Source organism: Actinomadura sp. 21ATH, from assembly GCF_041951345.1.
Classification (GTDB): Bacteria; Actinomycetota; Actinomycetes; order Streptosporangiales; family Streptosporangiaceae; genus Spirillospora.
Window position 1 is genome coordinate 20,873 of the sequence record NZ_JBGNUR010000025.1, and the last position, 22,044, is coordinate 42,916.

The 22,044-nt window shown below is 73.4% G+C and carries 20 protein-coding genes and 1 tRNA gene; 10 read left to right on the top strand and 11 right to left on the bottom strand.

Annotated elements, in window-relative coordinates:
• Positions 1 to 48: 48 nt before the first annotated feature.
• From ACA361_RS39020 to ACA361_RS39035, 4 genes are all read right to left on the bottom strand, one after another.
• A complete protein-coding gene (locus tag ACA361_RS39020; RefSeq protein ID WP_375020175.1) occupies positions 49 to 1,158 on the bottom strand; it encodes a fatty acid desaturase family protein in 1,110 nt (369 codons plus the stop codon).
• A 15-nt stretch (positions 1,159 to 1,173) separates the two neighbouring features.
• Entirely contained in the window at positions 1,174 to 2,241 is a 1,068-nt protein-coding gene (locus ACA361_RS39025; protein ID WP_375020176.1) for a ferredoxin reductase, read from the bottom strand.
• A gap of 160 nt (positions 2,242 to 2,401) precedes the next feature.
• Positions 2,402 to 3,097: a DUF427 domain-containing protein gene (locus tag ACA361_RS39030; RefSeq protein WP_375020177.1), complete on the bottom strand. Its 696-nt coding sequence runs from the start codon at positions 3,095 to 3,097 to the stop codon at positions 2,402 to 2,404.
• Between the two features lie 104 nt (positions 3,098 to 3,201).
• A complete protein-coding gene (locus ACA361_RS39035; protein ID WP_375020178.1) occupies positions 3,202 to 4,884 on the bottom strand; it encodes a TlrC/CarA/OleB/SrmB family ABC-F type ribosomal protection protein in 1,683 nt (560 codons plus the stop codon).
• Between the two features lie 342 nt (positions 4,885 to 5,226).
• Between ACA361_RS39035 and ACA361_RS39040 the strand changes: the two genes are divergently transcribed.
• Positions 5,227 to 6,744: an alpha/beta hydrolase gene (locus ACA361_RS39040; protein ID WP_375020179.1), complete on the top strand. Its 1,518-nt coding sequence runs from the start codon at positions 5,227 to 5,229 to the stop codon at positions 6,742 to 6,744.
• Between the two features lie 56 nt (positions 6,745 to 6,800).
• Positions 6,801 to 6,876 (top strand) — tRNA-Thr (locus ACA361_RS39045).
• Positions 6,877 to 6,983: 107 nt separating this feature from the next.
• Here ACA361_RS39045 and ACA361_RS39050 read toward each other — a convergent pair.
• Together ACA361_RS39050 and ACA361_RS39055 are read right to left on the bottom strand one after the other, a co-directional pair.
• On the bottom strand, positions 6,984 to 7,442 hold the full coding sequence (locus ACA361_RS39050; protein ID WP_375020180.1) for a hypothetical protein: 459 nt from the start codon (positions 7,440 to 7,442) through the stop codon (positions 6,984 to 6,986).
• 37 nt (positions 7,443 to 7,479) lie between these two features.
• Positions 7,480 to 8,055 carry a DUF2867 domain-containing protein gene (locus ACA361_RS39055; protein ID WP_375020181.1) on the bottom strand — a complete coding sequence of 192 codons (576 nt, stop codon included), beginning with the start codon at positions 8,053 to 8,055 and terminating at the stop codon, positions 7,480 to 7,482.
• A 97-nt stretch (positions 8,056 to 8,152) separates the two neighbouring features.
• Between ACA361_RS39055 and ACA361_RS39060 the strand changes: the two genes are divergently transcribed.
• The 3 genes from ACA361_RS39060 to ACA361_RS39070 are packed head-to-tail and all read left to right on the top strand — an operon-like array spanning position 8,153 to position 9,443.
• Positions 8,153 to 8,713, top strand: a complete 561-nt coding sequence (locus ACA361_RS39060) for a TetR/AcrR family transcriptional regulator (protein ID WP_375020182.1) — start codon at positions 8,153 to 8,155, stop codon at positions 8,711 to 8,713.
• A gap of 56 nt (positions 8,714 to 8,769) precedes the next feature.
• Entirely contained in the window at positions 8,770 to 9,048 is a 279-nt protein-coding gene (locus ACA361_RS39065) for a VOC family protein (RefSeq protein WP_375020183.1), read from the top strand.
• Positions 9,049 to 9,104: 56 nt separating this feature from the next.
• Complete coding sequence (locus ACA361_RS39070; protein ID WP_375020184.1) at positions 9,105 to 9,443, top strand: DUF4326 domain-containing protein; 339 nt, start codon at positions 9,105 to 9,107, stop codon at positions 9,441 to 9,443.
• Here the strand turns inward: ACA361_RS39070 and ACA361_RS39075 are convergent.
• Positions 9,423 to 10,067: a TetR/AcrR family transcriptional regulator gene (locus tag ACA361_RS39075; RefSeq protein ID WP_375020185.1), complete on the bottom strand. Its 645-nt coding sequence runs from the start codon at positions 10,065 to 10,067 to the stop codon at positions 9,423 to 9,425. The genes ACA361_RS39070 and ACA361_RS39075 overlap by 21 nt on opposite strands.
• 68 nt (positions 10,068 to 10,135) lie before the next feature.
• On the opposite strand from ACA361_RS39075, the gene ACA361_RS39080 reads away from it, so the two are divergent.
• Positions 10,136 to 11,836 (top strand): hypothetical protein, encoded by a 1,701-nt coding sequence (locus ACA361_RS39080; RefSeq protein ID WP_375020186.1) that lies wholly within the window; start codon positions 10,136 to 10,138, stop codon positions 11,834 to 11,836.
• Between the two features lie 91 nt (positions 11,837 to 11,927).
• On the opposite strand, the gene ACA361_RS39085 is transcribed toward ACA361_RS39080, so the two are convergent.
• Positions 11,928 to 12,305, bottom strand: a complete 378-nt coding sequence (locus tag ACA361_RS39085) for a MarR family winged helix-turn-helix transcriptional regulator (protein ID WP_375020187.1) — start codon at positions 12,303 to 12,305, stop codon at positions 11,928 to 11,930.
• Positions 12,306 to 12,392: 87 nt separating this feature from the next.
• Here ACA361_RS39085 and ACA361_RS39090 point away from each other — a divergent pair, with 87 nt between their 5' ends.
• A complete protein-coding gene (locus ACA361_RS39090) occupies positions 12,393 to 13,850 on the top strand; it encodes an MFS transporter (protein ID WP_375020188.1) in 1,458 nt (485 codons plus the stop codon).
• A 108-nt stretch (positions 13,851 to 13,958) separates the two neighbouring features.
• Here ACA361_RS39090 and ACA361_RS39095 read toward each other — a convergent pair whose 3' ends face one another.
• Entirely contained in the window at positions 13,959 to 16,508 is a 2,550-nt protein-coding gene (locus ACA361_RS39095; protein ID WP_375020189.1) for a VIT domain-containing protein, read from the bottom strand.
• Positions 16,505 to 17,233 carry a MerR family transcriptional regulator gene (locus ACA361_RS39100; protein WP_375020190.1) on the bottom strand — a complete coding sequence of 243 codons (729 nt, stop codon included), beginning with the start codon at positions 17,231 to 17,233 and terminating at the stop codon, positions 16,505 to 16,507. The genes ACA361_RS39095 and ACA361_RS39100 overlap by 4 nt, the downstream gene beginning before the upstream one ends.
• 125 nt (positions 17,234 to 17,358) lie before the next feature.
• Between ACA361_RS39100 and ACA361_RS39105 the strand changes: the two genes are divergently transcribed.
• From ACA361_RS39105 to ACA361_RS39115, 3 genes are all read left to right on the top strand, one after another.
• Positions 17,359 to 18,093, top strand: coding sequence for a nuclease-related domain-containing protein (locus ACA361_RS39105; RefSeq protein WP_375020191.1), 735 nt, complete (start codon positions 17,359 to 17,361; stop codon positions 18,091 to 18,093).
• A 169-nt stretch (positions 18,094 to 18,262) separates the two neighbouring features.
• Positions 18,263 to 19,990, top strand: a complete 1,728-nt coding sequence (locus ACA361_RS39110) for an RNA polymerase sigma factor (RefSeq protein ID WP_375020192.1) — start codon at positions 18,263 to 18,265, stop codon at positions 19,988 to 19,990.
• A 109-nt stretch (positions 19,991 to 20,099) separates the two neighbouring features.
• Positions 20,100 to 21,347: an NlpC/P60 family protein gene (locus ACA361_RS39115; protein WP_375020193.1), complete on the top strand. Its 1,248-nt coding sequence runs from the start codon at positions 20,100 to 20,102 to the stop codon at positions 21,345 to 21,347.
• A gap of 97 nt (positions 21,348 to 21,444) precedes the next feature.
• Here the strand turns inward: ACA361_RS39115 and ACA361_RS39120 are convergent, their stop codons facing one another.
• Positions 21,445 to 21,936 carry an inorganic diphosphatase gene (locus ACA361_RS39120; protein WP_366619135.1) on the bottom strand — a complete coding sequence of 164 codons (492 nt, stop codon included), beginning with the start codon at positions 21,934 to 21,936 and terminating at the stop codon, positions 21,445 to 21,447.
• Between the last annotated feature and the right edge of the window lie 108 nt (positions 21,937 to 22,044).

Sequence of the window (22,044 nt, forward strand, 5' to 3'; positions counted from 1 at the left end):
CACGCCATGTCGCCTTATGTCAGCCGATGTCTCCGGGACGCCGCGGGATCACGCCGCGACGGAACGCTCCGCCTTCGGGCGCGGCCCGGCCACGACGCCGCGCGGGCCGGGGAACGCGTACCGGACGATCTTCTTCCAGGTGCTGCCGACCTGCCGGGCGAGGGGGCCGGTGTGGTACGGGAGGCCGTACTTCTCGCACAGGGCGCGGACGCGCGGCGCGATCTGGGCGTGCCGGTTGCTGGGCATGTCGGGGAACAGGTGGTGCTCGATCTGGTGGCTGAGGTTGCCGCTCATCAGGTGCAGCGCCTTGCCGCCGCTGATGTTGACCGAGCCGAGGAGCTGCCGGACGTACCATTCGCCCCTGGTCTCGCCGTCGAGCCGCTCCTCCTCGAAGACCTCCACGTCGCCGGGGAAGTGGCCACAGAAGATGATCATGTGCGCCCACACGTTGCGGAGGACGTTCGCGGTGAAGTTGGCGGCGAGGGTCTGCGCGAACTGCGGGCCGCTCAGCAGCGGGAACGCGAGGTAGTCCTTGCCCCACTGGCGGCGGATCTTGCGGCCGATCGCGCGCAGCTTCGCCCTGGTCTCCTCGGGGTCGTTCTCGCCCGCCATGATCTTGTCGATCTCGAGGTCGTGCACCGCGACGCCGTACTCGAAGAACATCGCCAGCAGCACGTTGTAGAGCGGCTGCGGCAGGTTCGCGGGGTGCCACCGCTGCTCGGGCGTGACGCGCAGGATGCCGTAGCCGACGTCCTTGTCCATGCCGAGGATGTTCGTGAACGTGTGGTGCACGACGTTGTGGGAGTGCTTCCACTGCTCGGCGGGCGAGACGTTGTCCCACTCCCAGGTGGTGGAGTGGATCTTCGGGTCGCGCATCCAGTCCCACTGGCCGTGCATGACGTTGTGGCCGATCTCCATGTTCTCCAGGATCTTGGCGGCGGCCAGCGTCGCGGTCCCGGCGATCCAGGCGGGCGGCAGCGAGGAGGCCATCAGCAGCGCCCGGCCGCCGATCTCCAGCCCGCGCTGCCAGCGGATGACCCGCCGGATGTACGCGGCGTCGGCCTCGCCCAGATCGGCGAAGACCTCGTCGCGGAGGGCGTCCAGCTCGCGGCCGATCGCCTCGTAGTCGGCCGGGGTGAGATGCGAGATGTCGGTCATGTCGTTCCCCCTGGTTCAGAGTTCGATCTCCACGGCGCCGGCGGCGGCCGAGACGCAGGTCTGGACGATGTCGCCCTCCTCGCCGTGCACCCGGCCGGTACGCAGATCGCGGACCCGGCCGGAACGCAGGCGGCCGACGCAGCTGTGGCAGATGCCCATCCGGCAGCCGCTCGGCAGCAGCGCGCCGGCGTCCTCCCCGGCGGTCAGCAGCGGGGTCGCGCCGCCCGCCTCGGTCTCGACGCCGCTGGCGGTGAACCGGACGCGGCCGCCCTCCGCGCCTTCCGTGCCTTCCCCGCCTCCGGCGGCGTTCAGCACGGGCTGGAACCGCTCGACGTGCAGCCGCCCGCCGTCCGCGGGCCAGTGCGCCGCGATCTCGTCCAGCATCGCGGCGGGCCCGCAGGCCCAGGTCTCGCGCTCGGCCCAGCCGGGGCACAGGTCGTCCAGCTCGGCGGGCTTGACGCGGCCGTGGACGGCGGTGTGGCGCTCGTGCAGCCGGAAGGCCGGGACGCGCCGGGCCAGCCCGCGCAGCTCGGCGCCGAAGATCACCTCGTCCTCGGTACGGGCCGAGTGGATCAGCACCGTGTCGGGCATCCCGCCGCGGGCCAGCCGGCGGAGCATCGCCATCACCGGCGTGATCCCGCTGCCCGCGGTCAGGAACAGCAGCCGCTCCGGCACGGGATCGGGCAGCACGAAGTCGCCCTCGGCGGGCGAGATACGGATGATCGTTCCGGGCCGGATCGCGTGCACCAGATGCCGGGACACCCGGCCGGCCGCCTTGACCGTGATGGTCAGCCGCCCGTCGGAGCGGGGCGGTGAGGACAGCGAGAACGTCCGCCAGTGCCGCACGCCGTCGAGGTCCACGCCGACCTTCAGCCACTGGCCGGGACGGTGTCCGGGCCAGCCCGTACCCGGCCTGATCAGGAGGGACGCCGCGCCGGGCGCCTCGTGCCTGACGGCCTCGATCCGGCCGCGCGGGTCGGCGGCGGACCACAGCGGGTTGATCAGCGTGAGGTAGTCCTCGGGCAGCAGCGGGGTGGTGAGGCGGCGCGCGGCGCCGGCCAGCCGCCGTATCGGAGTGCTCAACAGGGCCTCCCCGTGGCGCGGTAACTTACGCTTCCGTAACTTACGGTCGAGTAGGTCCGATCGGAAGGGGGGAGCCCGCAAAAGCGACGGGCATCACACCATCGCACGATGTAACAGTGCTTGGTGTAATGCCCGTTGATAAAGCGGGGTTCTGCTTTTGTCAGAACGGGGTGACCGGCCGCTCCTGCCGCACGCCGTCCACGAACACGTCGACCTTCTCGTCGTAGAAGCACACCAGCCCGGCCACGTTCTGGCTCTCGGGCAGCGGCGCCGGGTACGACCAGGCCAGATCCCTCTTCCCGAGCACCGACCAGTAGCGGGCCTCGCCCTTGTACGGGCAGCGCGTGACCGAGTCCGTCGGCTCCAGCAGATCCAGCCGGACATGCGTCTTCGGCAGGTAGTAGCGCACCGGGAGGCCCGTCTCGAACAGCAGGCGCGGGCTGCTCGACTCCGCCACCGTCACTCCGTCCACCTCGATCCGCACGTGCCGGGACGAGGCCAGCACGTCGACCCGGTGATGCGGGTCGCGCGGATGGGCGAACACCTCCTCGTCCTCCTCGAACCAGGACCCCATCGCGTCCCAGTCCAGCCGTACCAGCTCGGGCAGCGCGGCGGTCCGGCGCGCCGCGCCCGCCGCCTCCGCGCCGTCCACGCTGACCGTGTAGACGGTGTCGTCACCGTCCTCGCGCTCGTCCACCAGCTTCGCCCGGATGTCGGCGATCGGCACGTAGTACGTCGGGTAGTACGGGATCTCCCAGACCAGCGACGGCCGCGTGGTGTCCGCCACCAGCCGGCCGCCCAGGTAGGCCCGGACCCTCTTGGCGCTCTGCTCGACGCGCGGTTGTGAAGAGCTCATGTGAGGTGAACAACACCACCCGGCTCTCTCATCCAGATCTCCGGAACCCCGCCCACCCGCCAGGTCCCGGCCGGCGCGCCCGGCCGGGACCCGCTCCGACCGCTTTACGCGGCGGCCGCCTCGAACGGGCGGCCGCCGCGGAGCTCCAGGCGGGAGCCGGTGAAGCGGGAACGCATCCGGCGGTCGTGCGTGACCACCACCAGCGCCCCCTCGTACATCGCCAGGGCGTCCTCCAGTTCCTCCACCAGTGCCGGGGACAGGTGGTTGGTCGGCTCGTCGAGCAGCAGCAGGTCGACCGGGTCGCTCACCAGGCGGGCCAGCTCGATCCGGCGGCGCTGCCCGTACGACAGCTCGCCGATCCGCCGCCGCAGGTCACCGGGCCGGAACAGGCCCAGCGACAGCAGCTCCTCCGCGCGCTCCTCGGGCACGCCGCCCCGGCCCGCCGCGAACGCCTGGAGCACGGTCAGCCCGGGACTCCACGCGGACTCCTCCTGGCGCAGGAGACCTACCCGCCCCGTCACCCGTACGGAGCCCGCGTCCGGCCGCAGTTCGCCCGCCAGGACGCGCATGAGCGTGGTCTTCCCGGCCCCGTTCGGCCCGGTGACGAGCAGCCGCTCCCCGGCATTGATACGCAGGCCGGGGATGTGAAGACGGCCGTCCACCCGCACGTCACCGAGCTCCGCCCGCAACACACCCGCGCTGTCGTGGTGCGTGGCCGGCTCTGCGGCGGTGTCGGACTCGGTCTGTGGCGCGCTCCTGTCTTCGGCGTGGGTTGGGGCGAGTCGTGCCCTGAAGTGCAGCGGGTCGGGGGGTGCCTGGACGGGCGCGCCGGTCAGGCTCTCGACGCGCTGCTTGGCGTTGCGGATCCGGCTCATCGCGCCGTGCCCGCGGCCTCGCGCGCGGAACGGGCCGGCCGCGAAGACGGCCAGCGGCAGCTTGCGCGGGATGGCGTCCAGGCGTACGACGTTCCTCTCCACGAGGCGCCGGTTGCGCGCGAGCTCGTTCCGCCAGTCCTCGTACTCCCGCAGGCGGCGGCGCCGGTCGGCGGCCTTGGCGGCGAGGTAGCCGTCGAAGCCGTTGCCGAAGCGGGTCACCGCGCCGGAGTCCACCTCGAGGATCGTCGAGGTGACCCGGTCGAGGAACACCCGGTCGTGGGTGATCGCGATGACGGTGCCGCGGTGCGCCCTGAGGTGCCGTTCGAGCCAGGTGACGGCCTGGTCGTCCAGGTCGTTGGTCGGCTCGTCGAGCAGCAGCAGCTCCGGGGACGAGGCGAGCGTGGCCGCCAGCGCCAGCCGCGACCGTTCGCCTCCGGACAGCGTTCCGAGCGGCCGTTCCCGGTCGAGGCCGGGCAGGCCGAGGCCGTGCAGGGCGATGTCGACCCTCGCGTCCGCCTCGTACCCGCCGCGGGCCTCGAAGCGCGCGACGAGCTCGCCGTACGCTTCGAGGCCGTCCTCGGACAGGTCGGCCTCGGCCCGCCGCATCCGCGCTTCGAGGTCGCGCAGGTCGGCGAGGGCGGCGTCGATGGCGTCGCCGACGCTCGCGGTGGCCGGGAGCTCCAGCGTCTGCGCCAGGTAGCCGACCCCGCCGGGCGCGACGACGGCCGCCTCCCCGCCGTCCGGCCGGACCTCCCCGGCGATGATCTTCAGCAGGGTGGACTTCCCGGAGCCGTTGTCCCCGATGACGCCGACCTTCTCGCCGGGCTTGACGGTGAACGAGACGCGGTCGAGCACGGCGCGGTCGTCGTACCGCTTGGTGATGTCGGTGAGTGCCAGTTGGCGAGTGCGCATGAAGAGCGCCCTCCTGTTCTCGGCCAGGCCGTCAGAACGAACGATGGAGGCGAATCCGCGCACGCCAGAACCGTCCCGGAACGGGCTGCAAGGGGCAGGTGCGCGGATGGGGCGCGAGGGCGGCGGAGCAGGGCTCGACGCGGCGGCGCGCCAACTGATCACAGGAAGGACATCATCGCCGCCGAACATATAGATCAACTTGCTCGCGCGTCAACTCCCTTTCCCGCACGGCGGACTCCCTGACGCGACGAATACGGGCGGTGACCGGAGCGCCGCTGGAATCCCTCTCGCGCCGGGACGTAGCGTGGGCCTACTGCCGGGGACGACAGACGGGACGACCAGGTGCGCGCAACGAGTGTGATCGGCGTGACGATGGCGCTGACGCTGGCCGCCATGGGGTGCAGCGACGCCGCCGAGCGGCCCGAAGCGTCCCCCAAGACGCCACCGGCCGGATCGCCCGCGGGAACGGACGCGTTCTACAAGCAGCGGTTGGCCTGGTCCGACTGCGGGGGCGGCTTCCAGTGCGCCAAGGCCGAGGTCCCGCTGGACTACACCAAGCCCGCCGGCGGGAAGATGCGCATCGCCCTCATCCGCCAGCCCGCCAAGAACAAGGCCCAGCGCATCGGATCGCTGTTCACCAACCCGGGCGGCCCGGGCGGTTCGGGCGTCGACTTCATCCGGCAGGCCGCCGCGGGCTTCGGCAAGGACCTGCAGGAACGGTTCGACATCGTCGGCTTCGACCCCCGCGGCGTGGGCGCCAGCGACCCCGTGAAATGCATGGACGGCCCGCGCCTCGACAAGTACTTCAGTACCGACTCGTCCCCTGACGACCGGCAGGAGGTCGACACGCTCGCCGCTGAGAGCAGGAACTTCGTCCAGGCGTGCCGGAACAACTCGTCCGCCAGCCTCCCGTACGTCGGCACCGTCAACGCCGCCCGCGACATGGACATCCTGCGCGCCGCGGTGGGCGACGCGAAGATGACGTACTACGGCGCCTCGTACGGCACGTACCTGGGAGCGTTCTACGCCCAGCAGTTCCCCAAGAACGTCCGCGCGCTCGTCCTGGACGGCGCGGTCGACCCCAAGGTGTCCTCGACGCAGACGCTCGTCGAGCAGGCCAAGGGCTTCGAGACCGCGTTCCGCGCGTTCGCCGCCGACTGCGTCAAGCGCGCCGACTGCCCCCTCGGCAAGACCGAGGACGAAGCGGTCGACTACGTCTCGGACTTCCTCGCCAAGCTGGACAGGGCGCCGCTGCCGCAGCGCCGCGACACCCGCAAGGTCACCGAGTCCTGGGCCGCCACGGGCATCGCGACCGCCCTCTACGCCAAGGAGACCTGGAATCTCCTGCGCCAGGCCATCGACCAGGCCGCCAACCAGAACGACGGCACCCTCCTCATGGTCCTCGCCGACCAGATGGTCGAGCGCAAGGAGGACGGCTCGTACAGCAACCAGACCGCCGCCAACATGGCCGTCAACTGCGTGGACAAGCCCAACCCCGCGGATCTGGCCGGCTACGAGAGGTACGTGGGCACCGCCACGAAGGCGTCCCCGCAGTTCGGCCCCTTCGTCGTCTGGGGCGGCCTGCCCTGCGTCTACTGGCCCGTCCAGACCAAGGAGCGGCCCCAGGCCATCACCGCCAAGGGCGCGGCCCCCATCGTCGTGATCGGCACCACCCGCGACCCGGCCACCCCGTACAAGTGGTCCCAGAGCCTCGCCTCCCAGCTGGACTCCGGCGTCCTCCTCACCCTGGAGGGCGACGGCCACACCGCGTACCTCCAGGCCAACCCCTGCATCAGCAGGGCCACCGACCGCTACCTGGTCACCACGAAGCCGCCCGCGGACGGCACGGTCTGCCGCTGATGCACGCACTCCCCAAGACCCGGTAGACTGCTGCCCGCCGTCCTCGTACGGCGAACGCCGCCTTAGCTCAGTCGGCAGAGCGGTTCACTCGTAATGAACAGGTCATCGGTTCGATTCCGATAGGCGGCTCCAGGCCAGAGGCCCTCTCCCAGTTCGGGAGGGGGCCTTTTGCTTGCGGGCGCTTGCTGACAGGGCGTTTCGGGAGTCGCCGTGCCGGCCCGATGAGCGCGGGGAGCCCGTCAACGTGTCAGGTGCTCGCGGATCCTGTCGTTGACGAGGTCGAGGAAAGCGCCGTCGGCGGGTGACGAGTACGCCATCGTCGGGTCCGGGTAGATGGCGACGTCCACGCGTTCTCCGGCGGTGGAGACGACGGACAGCCCGGACGTCCTGCGTGCGGCGTTGACCCTCACCGTGGCCGGGGCGACCGTGGCGCCGGCGCTGGGAAAGGACCGCAGCGGCGCTGGGCGACCGAGCCCGACCCTCCACAGGGTGACCGCGTTCTGGTCGACGCTGAGGATGAATCCGGCCACGTGCCGCATGCCGAGCGTTGGACGGCACAGGAACGCGGGGCCGTTGCGGCGCAGTGCCTCCAGGATCCTGCGCTGGTTGCGGACCGCGAGCCATCCGTAGATCACCAGGGCGAGCAGCAGCAGGAGAGCCAGTGCCACGGCCGAGAGCAGGAACAGGGCGGCGTGCATCGGCCGACCGTAGCCCATCGGGCGCGCCGTGGAGCGGTCACCGGTCGCGCCAGGCGCGCTCCCATTGGCGGGTCAGGGCCGGGTAGACGATCAGGTAGCGGAACGGGGCGATGAGGGCCATGTAGAGCCGTCCGAAGCGGCCGTTCGGCTTGACCAGGACGGCCATCCGGAGTTCGTGGTCGCCGTCGCCGGACGGCACCCAGCCCAGATGCATGATCGTGTGGACGGTCCTGTTCGCGAGTTCGCGGGCGGCCTCGTCGGGGAGTTCGTAGACCGGGGTGAACGGGCTGCCGTCGGACGCCCCGTCGACGGTCGCGCGGAGGTCGGGCGGGGTGCGGTCGCGGAGCGGGGTGACGCGCGTTCCGAGGCCGGCCTTGTCCTTGTCCCAGCCGAGTAGGGCGCCCAGTTTCCAGCGGATGGCGAAAAGGAGGCGGACGGGGAGGCTCTGGTTGGCGAAGCCGCCGCCGGTGCGCATCGCGGCGAGCATGGCGGGGAAGTCGTCGGGTCCGGCGCCGGGGGTGCGGAACGACCACACGTCCTCGGTCTCGAAGTCGCGGGCGAGGTCGTGGATCCGCCATGGCCGCTCGGTGTGTGCCGTGCGAGGAAGCTTCATCGGCCGCTGCCGCCTTTCTATACGCTCGCGTATAAGGCGAGACTAGACCGGATATACGGTTCCGTATATTCGATGGCGGAGTGAGGTGGGGCACAACGTGGGAGCCGCTCGCGTACCGCGTGGGAAGTGGGTGGAGGAGGGGCTGCGGGTGCTGGCCGACGGCGGTCCGGACGCCGTCAGGGTCGAGGTGCTGGCCAAGCGGCTCGGCGTCACCAAGGGCGGGTTCTACGGGTATTTCGCCGACCGCGACGCGCTGCTGGAGGCGATGCTCGACGCCTGGGAACGGGAGAGCACCGACGAGGTGATCGAGCAGGTCGAGCGCGAGGGCGGCGACGCGAAGGCCAAGATCCATCGGGCGGGGATGCTCACGTTCTCCGGTGACCGGCTGCTGCCGATCGACATGGCGGTACGGGTCTGGGCCCGGCGGGACGAGGCGGTCGCCGCCCGGCTGCGGCGGGTGGACAACCGGCGGATGGACCTGCTGCGCGAGATGATCGGCACGTTCTGCGAGGATCCGGACGAGGTCGAGGCGCGCGGCTTCATCGCGTTCTGCGTGGCGATCGCCCACCATTCCATTACGGCCGACCATGAGGGGCGTGCCCGGGTCGACGTTCTGGTCCGCGCCGCCGATCTGCTGCTGGAGCGCGACGGCAGGTAAGGCGGCGGGCCGGTGCGCCGCGGATCGTCCGGGCGGCGCTGTCGGGGAGGTGGGAAATGGTCTCGCTGGTGGTTGTTTATGTGCAGGATCTTGAGGCTTGCGTGGATTTCTATGGCGGGCTCGGGCTGGAGTTCGCTCGGGAGCGGCATGGGGGCGGGCCCGTGCATTACGCCGCCGTTCTTCCTGGCGGGGGCGTGTTCGAGCTCTATCCGGCGACGGAGGAGAAGCGGACCGGGGCGGTACGGCTGGGGTTCGTGCTGGGGGACGGGGAGGGGCGGCGGGTGCTGCGGGATCCGGAGGGGCGGATCGTGGAGGTGTGCGGCGGTACGGCGTGAACTTCCCGCGGCCGGTGGGTACGAGGGGGTGCGTACCGGCGGGACGGAGGTGTGCGGTGGCGGAGCGGATCCGGCTCCAGCGGACGAAGGGGTGGCGCAAGCCCGAGGGCGCCGTCGTGGTGGCGCGGCCGTCCCGGTGGGGCAACCCGTGGCGGATCGGCAAGGGGATGACCCGGGAGGAGTCGGTCGCGCGGTTCACCGAGTACATCCGGGTCCGGCGGGACCCGCCGCCGGACTGGACCGACAAGATCGGCTACCCGGGGGACGAGGAGATCCGGCGCGAGCTCAAGGGGCGGGATCTGGCGTGCTGGTGCCCGCTGCCGGAGGAGGGGCGGCCGGACGTCTGCCACGCGGCGGTGCTGCTGAAGATCGCGTCAGGTGTCGACGAGGTCTAGTGCGCCCGGGTCGAGGTGGTGGAGGGCGGCCATGACGACGCGGGCGGTGAGTTCGCCGGCCGCGAGCGGGTCGAGCCCGGCGCGGAGGGCGTGGGCGGCGGCCTTGCCGGTCATGCCGACGAGCATGGCGGCGAGGAGGCCGGCGCTGGGGCCGGGCGGGCGGCCCTCGGCGGCGAGGTGGTCGCGGATCTGCGCGGCGACGGCATCGGTGATGGTGCCGGCGATCCGTTCCCGTACGGGGCCGAGGTCGCCGGGGGCACGGTCGTCGAAGAGGATCCGGAAGCCCTCGGGGTGGGCGGCGGCGAACGTGAACAGCGCCATCACGTAGGCGTGGACGCGCTGGTCGACGGGCCGGCCGGCGGCCGAGGCGTAGGCGTCGGTGACCCAGGCGCGGAGGCGGTCGCCTTCGCGGGCGAGGGCGGCGCGGTACAGCGCCGCCTTGTCGCCGAAATGGGCGTACAGGGTGGGTTTGGTGGAGTCGGCGCGCGCGGCGATGGCGCCCATGGTGGCGCGCTCGTAGCCGTGTTCGGCGAAGACGGCGCGGGCCGCGTCGAGGAGTTGCCCGTCGGTGGGGCGCGAACGTGTGCTTCGCCGTGGAGTACGGGCCGGAAGTTTGTCGCCCACGCCGTTAACCCTAGGGGCCGGGCGGGCTTTACTTCAGAGTAAAGCTCCGTCGAGCGGGAGGAACGGCCATGGCCCCTCGAAGACGGACCACCCTGGCCGGCGCGGTCGTGCTCGCCGTCGCCGGCCTGGCGGTGCCCGGGTACGCGACGACGCGGGTGGAGACGCCGGTCGCCACCTCATCGCCGGTCCGGGAGGTGGTGGAGTCGGTCGTGCGGCTGCGGATCCCGCTTCCGGGAACCGGGCATCCGCCGGAGTGCGACTGGGTGTCGTACCTGCGGTTCCGGCACCGGAACGGGCCCGCGGAGGCCGCCCGCGCGGACCGGATCCTCGTCGCGCAGCCCGGCGTGCTCGAAGGGGCCGCGGCGTTCGACGGCGTCGCGCGCAACACGATCGTCGCGGCGGCCGGGAAGGGCCGGTACGTGGAGTTGTGGGCCCTGGACCGCCGTTCCAACTGCCTTGAGGACAACACCGGGGTACGGGCGGGACTCGCGGCCCGCGACGCCCATCTGGCCGTCGACTACTACTACCGGAAGAAGCCCGTCGGCGGTCGCACGTTCGCCGGCTATCTCGGCAACGACCAGGTCCGCTTCCTTCAGGACGTCGGTATCGAGCGGACCGTCCGCGACCAGTACGAGCTGATGCGCAGGGAACTGCCCGACCCGGCCGTGCGCAAGGAGAAGGTGCTCTGCGGCGGCCATTCCCTCGGCGGCATGGTGACCGGATTCTTCGCCGTCTGGGATTTCGACGGTGACCATTCGACGACGGCCGACGCGGGCCACAACCAGTGCTCGGGGTATTTCGCGCTCGACAGCCGGATCCAGGCGGGCGGCATCGGGCTGGAACGGCTCGTACCGTCCAACGTGCTCCCCGAAGAGGGGACGACCCCGGACCTGATCCGGCTCGGGCTGGAGCTGGGGATCATCCCGCGGACCCTGTCGGCACCCGCGGTGATCAACGCCGAGACCATGAACCTGCTGGCCATCGCGGGCCTCGCGGCGCGCAACGATCCGGACGGGGAGTCCGACCTGTCCACGTACATCCCGGCGAGCTTCAACCAGGACACCACGTACCGGGTGCTGTTCTCCAAGGACTACGCGACGTTCCTGAGGGGGACGCCGACCGTGCGCGACTTCCGGTTCAGCAACGAGGCGGCGCTGGGCGGGCTGATGGACGACAACTCGGTGCCGCTGGGGTTCGTCCAGACGAGCGTGGGGTTCTTCGACGGCGGGCGGATCGCCGACAAGGACTTCCCGCTGCCGAACGACCTGGCCGGGCTGCCGCCGCTGGAGCCGCTGAAGCGCCTGGTCGGCACCGGCAGGAAGGCGATCCCGGACGAGCCGGGCGGGCCGCTCTACACGTGGCGCAACTACGACCGCGTGGGCGCCCCGGACGATCCGGTCCACAAGGGCAGGGACGGGAAGCCGTTCACGACGGCGGCCGACGAGGTGACCGACATCGGGCAGCTGGCGCGGAGCCTCGCGGAGCATCCGCTGGACTTCACCGAGGACTACTTCCCGACCCGGCTGGTCACCGACATCGCGTTCGGCGAGCACGAGGACGCGGTGCATGCCGGCGGGATCGCCGCGAACCCGACGATCCTGCTGCTGGCCGGGGACGGCGTGCTGCCGCCGCCGGAGCCGCGGGAGGGCGTGAAGCAGGTGGTCGCGCCCGGTTACCAGCACCTCGACGTGCTGACCGCGGCGGCCGTCCAGAACGGCGGGCGGCCGGAACGGATCTCGGTCGAGCTGGCGGCCTTCGCCACCGGCTGACCGCAAGGCGTGCGGAGGGCGCGAGCCCGCTTGCGGCCCCGTCGCTCGCGCCCTCCGCACTTCCGCCCGTGCCGGGACGGCCGGGGCGTGCTCAGGCGTCGGCCGGCGCCCGGTCCAGGTGCTCGGCGAGGATGGCGAGGTGGGTCTCGCGGGCCCGCGCGTGCAGGTCGCGGCCGGCGTCGGTGATCTTGACGAACACGCCGCGCCGGTCGGCCGCGCACATCGTGCGCTCGGCCAGGCCGTGCTTCTCCAGGCGGGCGACCGTGCGGGAGAGGGCGCTCTGGCTGAGGTACATGCCGGACTGGAGGTCCTGCATGCGGCAGTCGTCGCAGGCGGTCTCGACGAGCCGGTCGAGGGTCTCGAACTCGCTCATCGTGATCCCGTGGGACGCCTGAAGCTCGCGGTCCAGATGGCACGCGATCTCGTTGTAGCAGGTCAGCAGCGACCGCCACCGGTCCACCAACTCCATGGCGGGCATCCTAACATGCGCTCGCATTAGATGCATCTGCATTAAGTGCGTAGACATTGGATGCGTGTGCATGTAATGTCCTCCGCCGTGACTATCACCGAGACCCCACCCGCTTCAGCGGCCGCCCGGCCGGCCGGACGGAACGAGCAGACGTGGACGCCGCGCCTCTGGGGCGTCCTCGCCGTGCTGTGCGCCGTGCTGTTCCTGGACGGGCTCGACGTGTCCATGGTGGGCGTCGCGCTGCCGTCCATCGGCGCCGAACTCGGCCTGTCGACCACCGCGCTGCAGTGGATCGTGAACGGCTACGTCCTCGGGTACGGCGGCCTGCTCCTCCTCGGCGGCCGCACCGCCGACCTGCTCGGACGGCGCCGCGTCTTCCTGATCGCCCTGGCCGTGTTCGCGATCGCGTCCCTCATCGGCGGACTCGTCGACAACGGCGCGCTGCTCATCGCCACCCGCTTCGTCAAGGGCCTGGCCGCCGCGTTCACCGCGCCGACCGCCCTGTCCATCCTGACCACCACGTTCCACGAGGGACCGGCCCGCAACCGGGCGCTGTCGGTCTTCTCCGTCTTCGGCGCCAGCGGCTACTCGTCCGGGCTGATCCTGGGCGGGCTCCTCACCAGCTTCGGCTGGCGCTGGACGTTCCTGACCCCCGTGCCGCTGGCGATCCTGGCGCTGGTCGCGGGTTACGCGCTGATCCCGCGGGACCGTCCCGCCGCCGGCGGCGGCCACGACCTCGTCGGCGCCGTCACCCTCACCGGCGGCATGCTGCTCGCCGTCTACACCGTCGTCTCCGCGCCCGAACGCGGCTGGCTCGACCCGCTCACCGTGGGCTCGATGGTGCTGGCCGTCGCGCTGCTCGCCGGCTTCGTCGCCACCGAGAAGCGGGTCGCGCACCCGCTGGTCCGCCTCGGGATCCTGCGGGCGGGCTCGATCGTCCGGGCCAACCTGAGCATCATCGCGCTGTTCGGGTCGTACCTCAGCTTCCAGTTCATGATGACGCTCTACCTCCAGGACGTCCTGCACTGGTCGCCGCTGGAGATGGCCCTCGGCCTGCTCCCGGCCGGGCTGCTGGTGGCGTTCGCGTCCCCGTTCGTCGGCCGCCTGATCGACCGGTACGGGACGCCGCGCCTCATCCTCGCCTCGATGGCGTCCCTGAGCCTCGGGTACGTGTGGTTCCTGGCCACCGCCGGGAACTCGCCGGACTACACGGTCACGATCCTGCCCGCGATGCTGCTGCTCGGCGGCGGGTTCGCGTTCGGGTTCAGCTCCATCATGGCGCAGGCCACCGACGGCATCGACGACTCCGAGCAGGGCCTGGCCTCCGGGCTGGTGCACACCTCCGCCCAGGCCGGTGCCGCGCTGGTGCTGGCCCTGGTCACGGCCCTGGTCGCGGGCGGCTCCCACACCGGCACGGGCGGCGGGACGGACTTCGGCCCGTTCCACCCCGGCGTCAACCTGGTCACCGCCATCGCGCTCGTCGGGCTGGCCCTGAACGTCGTGCCGCTCCTGCTGCGCCGCCGCCACCGGCCGCAGCACGCCTGACGGCCTCCTGCCCGCTGCCCGAACACTGAACGAGGGCGCCCTTCTACTCAGGAAGGGCGCCCTCGCCGTGCGTCGGCCGTACGGCCGCGACCGTGTCACGTCACGGGGTCACGAGCGCTTCCAGAAGGCGCGCCGGGTCGTTCCCCTCGGCTGCTCGGGGGCGGGGGCGTCCCCCAGGAACGCGGCCAGGGTCTGGATCGCGCGCTCCCACACGGCGTCGGCCTCGCCGGCGGGACGGGCGATGGCGGGGTCGATCCGGTCGCGCAGTTCCTGGAGCTCCCGCGCGAGGGCGCGGAGGGGGGCGAGCGCCACCGGGTCGGCGCCGCCGGCGGACTCCAGGGAACGGAGCGCCTCGGCCAGGGCGGGCAGCGCCGCCGCGGTCAGGAAGTCCGTGCGGTCGCGATGCCGCCCCAGGCGCCCGGCCCGGAGGTCTTGGAGAAGGTCGCGCAGCGCCTCGCGCGCCTTGTCCTCGGACGCGGGCTCCGGGCGGCGCAGGCGCGGCGGGCCGCCGGGACGGCCGGGACCGCCGGTGCGGGCCGCGCCCCGGGCGCTCCCGCCCTGCGGGGCCGGCGCGGCGGGCGGGGGCGGCGGCGCGGACTGGGCGAGGTCCGTCCCGCCGGCCAGGAAGTCGGGGACGTCGAGGTCGTCCGCCGCGTCGTACGCCGCCCGGCCCATCGGCGCGGGCGGCGGACCGCCGTAGCCGGGAGGCGCCGGGGCCGCCGCGCGAACCGCCATCGGCATCGCCGCCGGCGCGGCACCGAAGGCCGGGGCCGCCCCCCAGCCGTCGGGGGCCTCGACCGGCTGGACGACCTGGTGCGGCCGCCCGCCCTCGGCGACGACCCGGCCGTCCACGGCGACGAACGCGGTGAAGCGGCACAGGACGCCGAAGCGCAGCGACGTGTCGATGATCCGCCGCTCCAGGTCGGCGGGGCCGCCCGTCGCGTACCGGTCCTCCAGGTCGCGCAGGTGCGCGCGGGCCCAGACGGCGCCCGCCGCGGGAGAGTCCGCCCGCGTGGCGGTGGCGTGCCGCTCCCAGCCCGTGCCGCCGGCCGATCCCCGCACGGTGATACCGCCGGACGGGGCACCGCGGTAGCGGCCGGAGACGACGAGCGGGACGCCCGGGTACAGGGCGCCGATGCGGCGCGGCGCCACCGTGTCCGGAACGATCTCCAGCCCCGCGGCCGCCAGCCGCAGCCCGGTGACCAGCGGGGACCCGATGCGGTGGTGGACGGCCTCCATGGCCTCGTCCAGCCGGTCCTCGGACTCGACGAGCTCGCAGCGCCCGTTCCCGGCCTCGGCCAGGCGGTGCAGGAACCCGGCGTTCACGGCGCGGTCGATGCCGACCGTGTGTACGCGCACGCCCTCCAGCCGGGGCCGGAGCCGGGCCAGGATCTGGTCCTCGTTCGCGATCTGGCCGTCGGTGATGAGGACGAGCACCCGGTCACGGCCGGGGTCGGCGAGCAGCCCGCACGCCTCCTCCAGCGGTGCGAGCATCTCGGTGCCGCCGCGCGCGCCGAGCCCGGCCAGGTGCTCGACCGCCCGGAACCGGTTGCGGTCGGTCCCCTCGGCGAGCCCGTACCCGAGATCGCGCGGGCGCTCGACGACGTTGTCGAACGACAGCACCGCGAACCTGTCCGCGCCCGTCAGCGTGTCGACGATCCGCCCGGCCGCGCGCCGCGCCGCGACCATCTTCCAGCCGTGCATGCTGCCCGAGCGGTCGAGGATCAGCACGACGTCCCGGGGCGCCGGACGGCTCTCGCCGCTGGGGAGGACGGTCAGCGTGAACGTCCCCTCGTCGCCTTCCGTGTCCGGGGTGACGGCCAGGGCGGGGGCGTCCGGGGAGGCGTACGCCAGGCGCAGGATGAAGTCGCGGTTCAGCCGCTCTCCGGGGTGCAGCCGGATGCTCGTGCGCCCTCCCGCGGTGTCCCCGGTGTCTCCGGCGTCCCCGGTGTCCTCGGTCACGACGTGGAGCGCCGACTGGATCCCGGCGAGTTCCAGGCCGGCCGGGTCGACGTCCACGGCGATCGACAGCCGTACCGGGTCGGGGAAGCCCGGCAGCAGCACCGGCGGGCTGATCCGCGAGGCGTCCGGCGCCGCGTCGGTGTCGGCCCGCACGCCCGCCCCGGCCTGCTCGCCGTCGAGCGGCGCGCCCGGAACGTAGCGCGGCGCCACGACCAGCGGGAACCGGAACGTGGCCGCGCCGTCCTCGTACGGCAGCGGCTGGTTCAGCGTGAGCCGCACGGTCACGCGCTCGCCCGGCAGGATGTTGCCCACCCGCATCGTGAAGACGTCGGGCCGGTCCTCCTCGGCGATGGCGGCCCGCCGCCCGGCGGCGATGGCGGTGTCGTAGTCCTGGCGGGCCTGGCCGCGCTCCTTGAGGACGCCGTCGATCACCCGGTCGGCGGCCTCCATCCGGAGCGCGGTCACGGCCGCGCGGGCCGGCAGCGGGAAGATGTAGGTCGCTTCCAGGGGCTCGTCGTACGGGTTGCGGAACCCCTGCTCCACCTCGATGCCGGCCGCCAGGCCGGCGATGCTCGCGCGCACGTCGACGCTGTCGAGGGGCAGGTTGCCCCGCCCGGTGCTCAGCGCGCCCAGCCCGCCCTCGTCGGGGGCCGGCGGTACGGCGGTCTCGGGAAGAGGATCGATGCGAACGGTCACTGTGAACTCCCGGATGGGTCGTCGGGCGCGGCGTCGGCGGACGTGGCGCGAGGGGGCGCCATGTCGGTGGGAAGGGCCTCCGTGGGAGGGGTTTCGGGCGGTGGGGGCGAAGCGGGTTCGATCAGGCCGCGCCGCCGTAGCTCCTCCAGTAGCGGTCCGGCGGCCGCCGTGATGGCGGCGAGGTCGTCGTCGCCGAGCGCGGGGACGTCCAGCAGGAGCGTGAGCCCGTCCGCGAGCCGCACCCCCTGGACGACCGGAGGCCGCGGTACTGCCCCGCCGCCGTCGAACGCTGATGTGGGGGCGGCCGTAGAGGGGGCGGCCGCGGGCGTCCAGAAGCGGGAACGGCCGAGGCTGGGCGCGGCGGCGGGTGCCTCAAGCGGCGGGGGTGCCGCTGCGGGGGCGGGGCCGGGTGCGGGGAGGGCGGCGATGCGGCTGAGGTGGGTGTCGGTCGCGCCCGCCAGCTCCGCCTGGATCTGGGCGATGGTGCGGCCCTCGGCCTGGCGGCGCTTGACGGCGACGAGCTGGCGGAGGTGGCGCGGGCCGTACAGGGCGGTGCGCCCGCGGCGGCCCGAGGGCGGGTCGACCAGCCCGATGGTGGTGTACCAGCGGATCAGCCGCTCGTTCGGCATGTCCCGCACCCGGCCGTTGACCTGCACGGAGTCGCCGGCGGAAAGGGCCTCGACGGCCCGCTCCGCCAGTTCCGCGATGGTCCACGTGCTCTCCATGCCCCGATAGTGACACTGTCATTATGACACTGTCAATATCGCGAGTCCGGTGAAGCCCTTGAACGCGGCGGAGCATCGGCGCACGCTTGCAGGAGCCGGGAGAGGTGGGCGGGAAGGGGCTTTCGGTGCGCAGCGTTGGGGGTGGCGGCACGTCCGGCGCCGGCGACTCGGCGTGGTCGCGCTACCGCGCGCTCGCCGGGCGGGACCGGCGCGAGCGGCTGGTCGTCCAGGCCGTGCTGGCGGCCGGGGCCGGGGTCGTGGCGGCCGGCGTCGCGGTGTGGTGGGCGGGGATCGCCGTCGCCGCCGCGGTCTTCGCCGGCCAGGCGGTGTACGGGCGGGCACGGCCGGGCGCGGCGACCGAGTGGCGGCGGGGCGCGCTGGCCGAGCGCCGGACGGGCCGCCGGCTGGCCCGGCTGGATCCGGCGGCCTTCCACGTCCTGCACGACCGGGTGCTGCCGGACTCGAAGAGCAATCTCGACCATCTCGTCATCGGCCTCACCGGGGTGTACGCGATCGCGAGCCGCCGGTGGCGCCGGGGCGTCCGGCTGCGGTCGGAGCAGGGGCGGCTGTGGGCGGGGAGCAGGCCCGCGGCCGGCGTGGACGTGGCGGCGCACGCCGCGACCCTGGTGGAGAAACTGCTGGCGGACGAGCTGGATCATGTCGTCGAGGTCGAGGCGGTCGTGGCCGTGCACGGGGCGCGGGTGCCGCGGGAAGGGCTGCGCCACGGAGAAGTGGAATTGCGTTCGGTCCGGTCCCTTCCCGGCGGTATCGCGGGGCGTCCGGTGATCTTCACGAGTGCGCAGGTCACGACCATCGCGGCCGCGGCGGAGCGGGTGCTGCCGCCCATGATCCCATTCTGACTCGGGGTTATTCCGGGCGTGGGCACGAGCGGACGTAGTACGACAAGACCGAATAAATAGCACAATCCACAAACCGTTTCCGGGAACGGCCTCATAACGACGCTCGTCCCTGAGTTCGAATCTGTGAAATTGGCTGTCAAGCGGCCGCCGACCCTTTAGTTTTCTTTCCATGGACGACCACCACCTGGTCGAGGCCCTCCGCGCCCGCGACCCCGGCGCGGCCGGTGCCGTCTACGACGCCTACGCCGACCGGCTGTACGCGTACTGCTGGTTCCAGCTGCGCTGCCGGGACGCCGCCCAGGTGGCCCTGCGCGACACGTTCATCGTGGCCGAGGCGCACGCCGCCAAGCTGCGCGACCCCGACCGGTTCGGGCCGTGGCTGTACGCGCTGGCCCGGCTGGAGTGCGGCCGCCGCCCGCCGCGGCCCGGACAGGAGCCCGACCTGCCCGTCGCCAGCCACGACCAGGACGACGTCGACCAGCGGATGATGGCCTGGCAGGCGGTGCTCGGCCTGGCCGCCGACGAGCGGGAGCTGCTGGAGCTGCGGATCCGGCACCAGCTGTCGGTGGACGACCTGGCGGCCGTCCAGGACCTGCCCGTACGGGACGCGCAGGACGCCCTCGACGCCGCGCACGCCGCGCTGGAGACGGCGCTGACCGCCGAGATCGTCGCGCACCGCGGCCCGTACGGCTGCGACGAGCGCGGCCGCCTCCTGCGCGAGCGGCGCGGCGGGCTCGACCGGGAGCTGCGCGAGCGGCTGGCCGGGCACGCGCGCGACTGCGCGACGTGCGCGGCGCTGCTGCCCCGTACCGTCTCGGCGGCCAAGGTGTTCGGGCTGCTGCCGCGCGCGGACCTGCCCGCCGAGCTGCGGGTGCGCGTGATGAGCGCGTTCCTCGACCCCGACCTGGTGGGCTACCGGCTGTTCGTGGCGACGCGGGTGGACGGGCTGGCGCCGAGCGGCTTCCCGCTGCGGTCCCGCCGCGCCCGGGCCGCCGCGTCCGCGGAGAGGCCCCGGCGGCGCCGGCGCTCCAGGCGGCGGGGCCGCGGCCAGGGCGGCGGCCACGGGCGCGGGCGGCGGCCGGACGTCCCGCTCCCGGACGACTCCGGGCGGCGCCGCTCGGTCGCGTGGCTGGCGGTGGGCGCGGTCGCGGCCGCCCTGCTGCTCAGCTCGGGGGCGGCGCTGCTCCGGCTGGGCGGGCACGGAGCCGGACGCCCGCAGGCGGTCGTCACCGGCGATCTCGGGTCGCCGGGCGGCGCGGCCCCGGCCCGGCCCGGACGGTCCGCCGGCGGTCCGGGCGTGCCGGTCTCGGCGACGTTCCCGCTCGGGGCGCTGGCCACGTCCGCGCCGCCGACCGCGCTGCCGTCCCCGCCCGCCGGCGGCGGCACCGGCGGAGGGGCGCACGGGGAGCACGCGCCGCGTCCCGGCGAAGGGGCGCTCGCCGTCTCGCCGCTCTTCCTCGACCTGGCGGACGGCTCGGACGGCACGGTCGAGCTGCGCGCCGAGGGCGGCCCGGTCGACTGGCGGGCCACGACCTGGGGCCCGGTACGGGCGAGCCGCGCGTCCGGCCGCCTGGAGGCCGGCGAGTCGGCCAGGATCGCGGTGCACGTGTCCCGTACGGCCCGTTCCCAGGGGGAGGGCGGCCTCGCCTTCACGCCGGGCGGCGCGGAGGTCCGCGTCACCTGGCGGCCCGCTCCGGACCCGGGCCCCGGCCCGTCGCCGGACCCGTCGCCGACGGCGCCCGGGCCGCGGCCGACGCCGACCCCGACGCCCTCGCCCACCCGGCCCCCGGCGGAGCCGTCGAGCCCGCCGCCCTCCGCGCCGCCGCCGGACCCGTCCGATCCGGGGACCCCGCCCGGCTCCGGCGGCACGCCGGCCGCCCCCGCCGGATCGGGTTGACCCGACGCGAGTCGATCATGCGGTGTGCCTCGGCCGCACTCCGGGTAGAGCGATGACTACCCTGAGTACTTGATCACTCGCTCAGCGGTGCGACGCGGTAGGGGGAACCGTGGTCCTGAGGACAACCGGCGCCGGGGCACGCCTGGCCGCCCTCGCGCTGGCCCTGGCGGCGCTGACCGCCGCGACACCGCCCGCGGCACCGGCCCGGGCGGCGGCCGACCCGGCGCCCAGCGCCCGCGACGTCGCCGCGAGCAGGGAGCGCGTCCGCGAACGGGCCGCCGAGGCCGGCCGCACCAAGGCGCGGCTGGCGCAGGCGAGCGCCGAACTGGACCGGCTCGCCGCGGCGACCGCGCAGGCCGTCGAGCGCTACAACGGCGAGCTCGTCATGATGCGCCGGGCGCTGGCCGGATACGTCCAGGCGCGGCTCCGCCAGGAGGAGGCGCTGCGCCGCGCCGAGGAGGCCCGGCGGGAACTGGCCGCGTTCGCCGCCGACGCGTACCGGATCGGCGACCCGTCCCTGCCCGCCGTCGTGTCCGGCACGGGCGGCCCGCAGGGGTTCATGGACCGCGCCGGGATGGTGCAGGCGCTCGCGCGGCAGCGGACCGGCATGATCGAGCGGGCCGCCGCGGCCCGCACCGTCGCCGGCCTGTTCCAGCGGCAGGCGCGGGCGGCGTTCGACGAGCGCCGCGCCGCCGCGATCCGCGCCGCCCAGGCCCGGCAGGCCGCCGAACGCGCCGTCTTCCAGCAGCGGGAGGCCGTGCGGCGCATCGAGGCGGAGCAGCGGCGGCTGCAGGAGAGCCTCGGTGAGGCGCAGGCACGCGCGCTGCGGCTACAGCGGGAACGCCAGGAGGCCCTCGAAAGAGCCGAGATCCGGAGCGCGAGAGCGCCGTCCAACGGGACCGGAGCCGGAGCCGCCTCCGGCACCGCGAGCCGTCCGGTGGCGGCGGCGCGCCGCGGCTCGGTCGTCGTGCGGGCCGCGCTCCGGTGGCTCGGCACGCCCTACTCCTGGGGCGGTGGCAACGCGAGCGGCCCCAGCTACGGGATCGCGCACGGCTCCCGCATCCACGGCTTCGACTGCTCCGGCCTCGCCCTCCACGCGTGGGCGAAGGCCGGCGTCCGCCTCGACCACTGGACCGGAACGCAGTGGACGTCCGGCCCGCGCGTCCCGCTGAACCGGCTCCGCAAGGGCGACCTCGTCTTCTTCGCCCGCGACACGTCGAACCCCGCGACGATCCACCACGTCGGCATCTTCGTCGGCGACGGCCGGATGGTGGAGGCGCCGTACACGGGCGCGCGCGTCCGCGTGTCGAGCATCTGGCGCGACGGGCTCATCGGCGCCGTGCGCCCCGCGGGCTGAAAACCGCCCCGTGAAGCGAAACACTCCCGTACGGCCGTGCTGTACGGAAGTGTTCCGGCTCACCGGGCGGCAGGAAGCGGAAGCGCGCCGGTACGCCTCAGTGGCCGCCCTGCTCGGCGGCGCGCTTGAGGGAGCGCTCGATCTCCAGTTCGGCCTCGACGCGGCCGACCCAGCTGGCGCCCTCGACGGACTTGCCGGGCTCCAGGTCCTTGTAGACCTCGAAGAAGTGCTGGATCTCCAGCCGGTCGAACTCCGGCACGTGGTGGATGTCGCGCAGGTGCTCCTGGCGCGGGTCGGTCGCGGGCACGCACAGCACCTTGTCGTCGCCGCCGGCCTCGTCGGTCATCCGGAACATGCCGACCGCGCGGCAGCGGATGAGGCAGCCGGGGAACGTCGGCTCCTGGAGCAGCACCAGCGCGTCCAGCGGGTCGCCGTCCTCGCCGAGGGTGTTCTCGACGAACCCGTAGTCGGCCGGATACTGGGTCGCGGTGAAGAGCATCCGGTCGAGCCGGATGCGACCGGACTCGTGGTCCACCTCGTACTTGTTCCGCTGGCCCTTCGGGATCTCAATGGTGACGTCGAAATCCAAGGTGTCCTCCGCTCCCTGCGCGGTCGCAGTGCATAGTCTTTCGGGGTCCGTGCGGGTGAGGCCGACCCTCACGGTGGGTGTTCCCATATATAAGGATGTCGCACGTTG

Coding starts and splice junctions, on each gene's coding strand:
- ACA361_RS39110 (WP_375020192.1), top strand. CDS start 18,263: ATGGACGACCACCACCTGGTCGAGGCCCTCCGCGCCCGCGACCCCGGC.
- ACA361_RS39050 (WP_375020180.1), bottom strand. CDS start 7,442: ATGCACGCCGCCCTGTTCCTGCTCTCGGCCGTGGCACTGGCTCTCCTG.
- ACA361_RS39080 (WP_375020186.1), top strand. CDS start 10,136: ATGGCCCCTCGAAGACGGACCACCCTGGCCGGCGCGGTCGTGCTCGCC.
- ACA361_RS39035 (WP_375020178.1), bottom strand. CDS start 4,884: ATGCGCACTCGCCAACTGGCACTCACCGACATCACCAAGCGGTACGAC.
- ACA361_RS39065 (WP_375020183.1), top strand. CDS start 8,770: ATGGTCTCGCTGGTGGTTGTTTATGTGCAGGATCTTGAGGCTTGCGTG.
- ACA361_RS39100 (WP_375020190.1), bottom strand. CDS start 17,233: ATGGAGAGCACGTGGACCATCGCGGAACTGGCGGAGCGGGCCGTCGAG.
- ACA361_RS39030 (WP_375020177.1), bottom strand. CDS start 3,097: ATGAGCTCTTCACAACCGCGCGTCGAGCAGAGCGCCAAGAGGGTCCGG.
- ACA361_RS39085 (WP_375020187.1), bottom strand. CDS start 12,305: ATGGAGTTGGTGGACCGGTGGCGGTCGCTGCTGACCTGCTACAACGAG.
- ACA361_RS39020 (WP_375020175.1), bottom strand. CDS start 1,158: ATGACCGACATCTCGCATCTCACCCCGGCCGACTACGAGGCGATCGGC.
- ACA361_RS39055 (WP_375020181.1), bottom strand. CDS start 8,055: ATGAAGCTTCCTCGCACGGCACACACCGAGCGGCCATGGCGGATCCAC.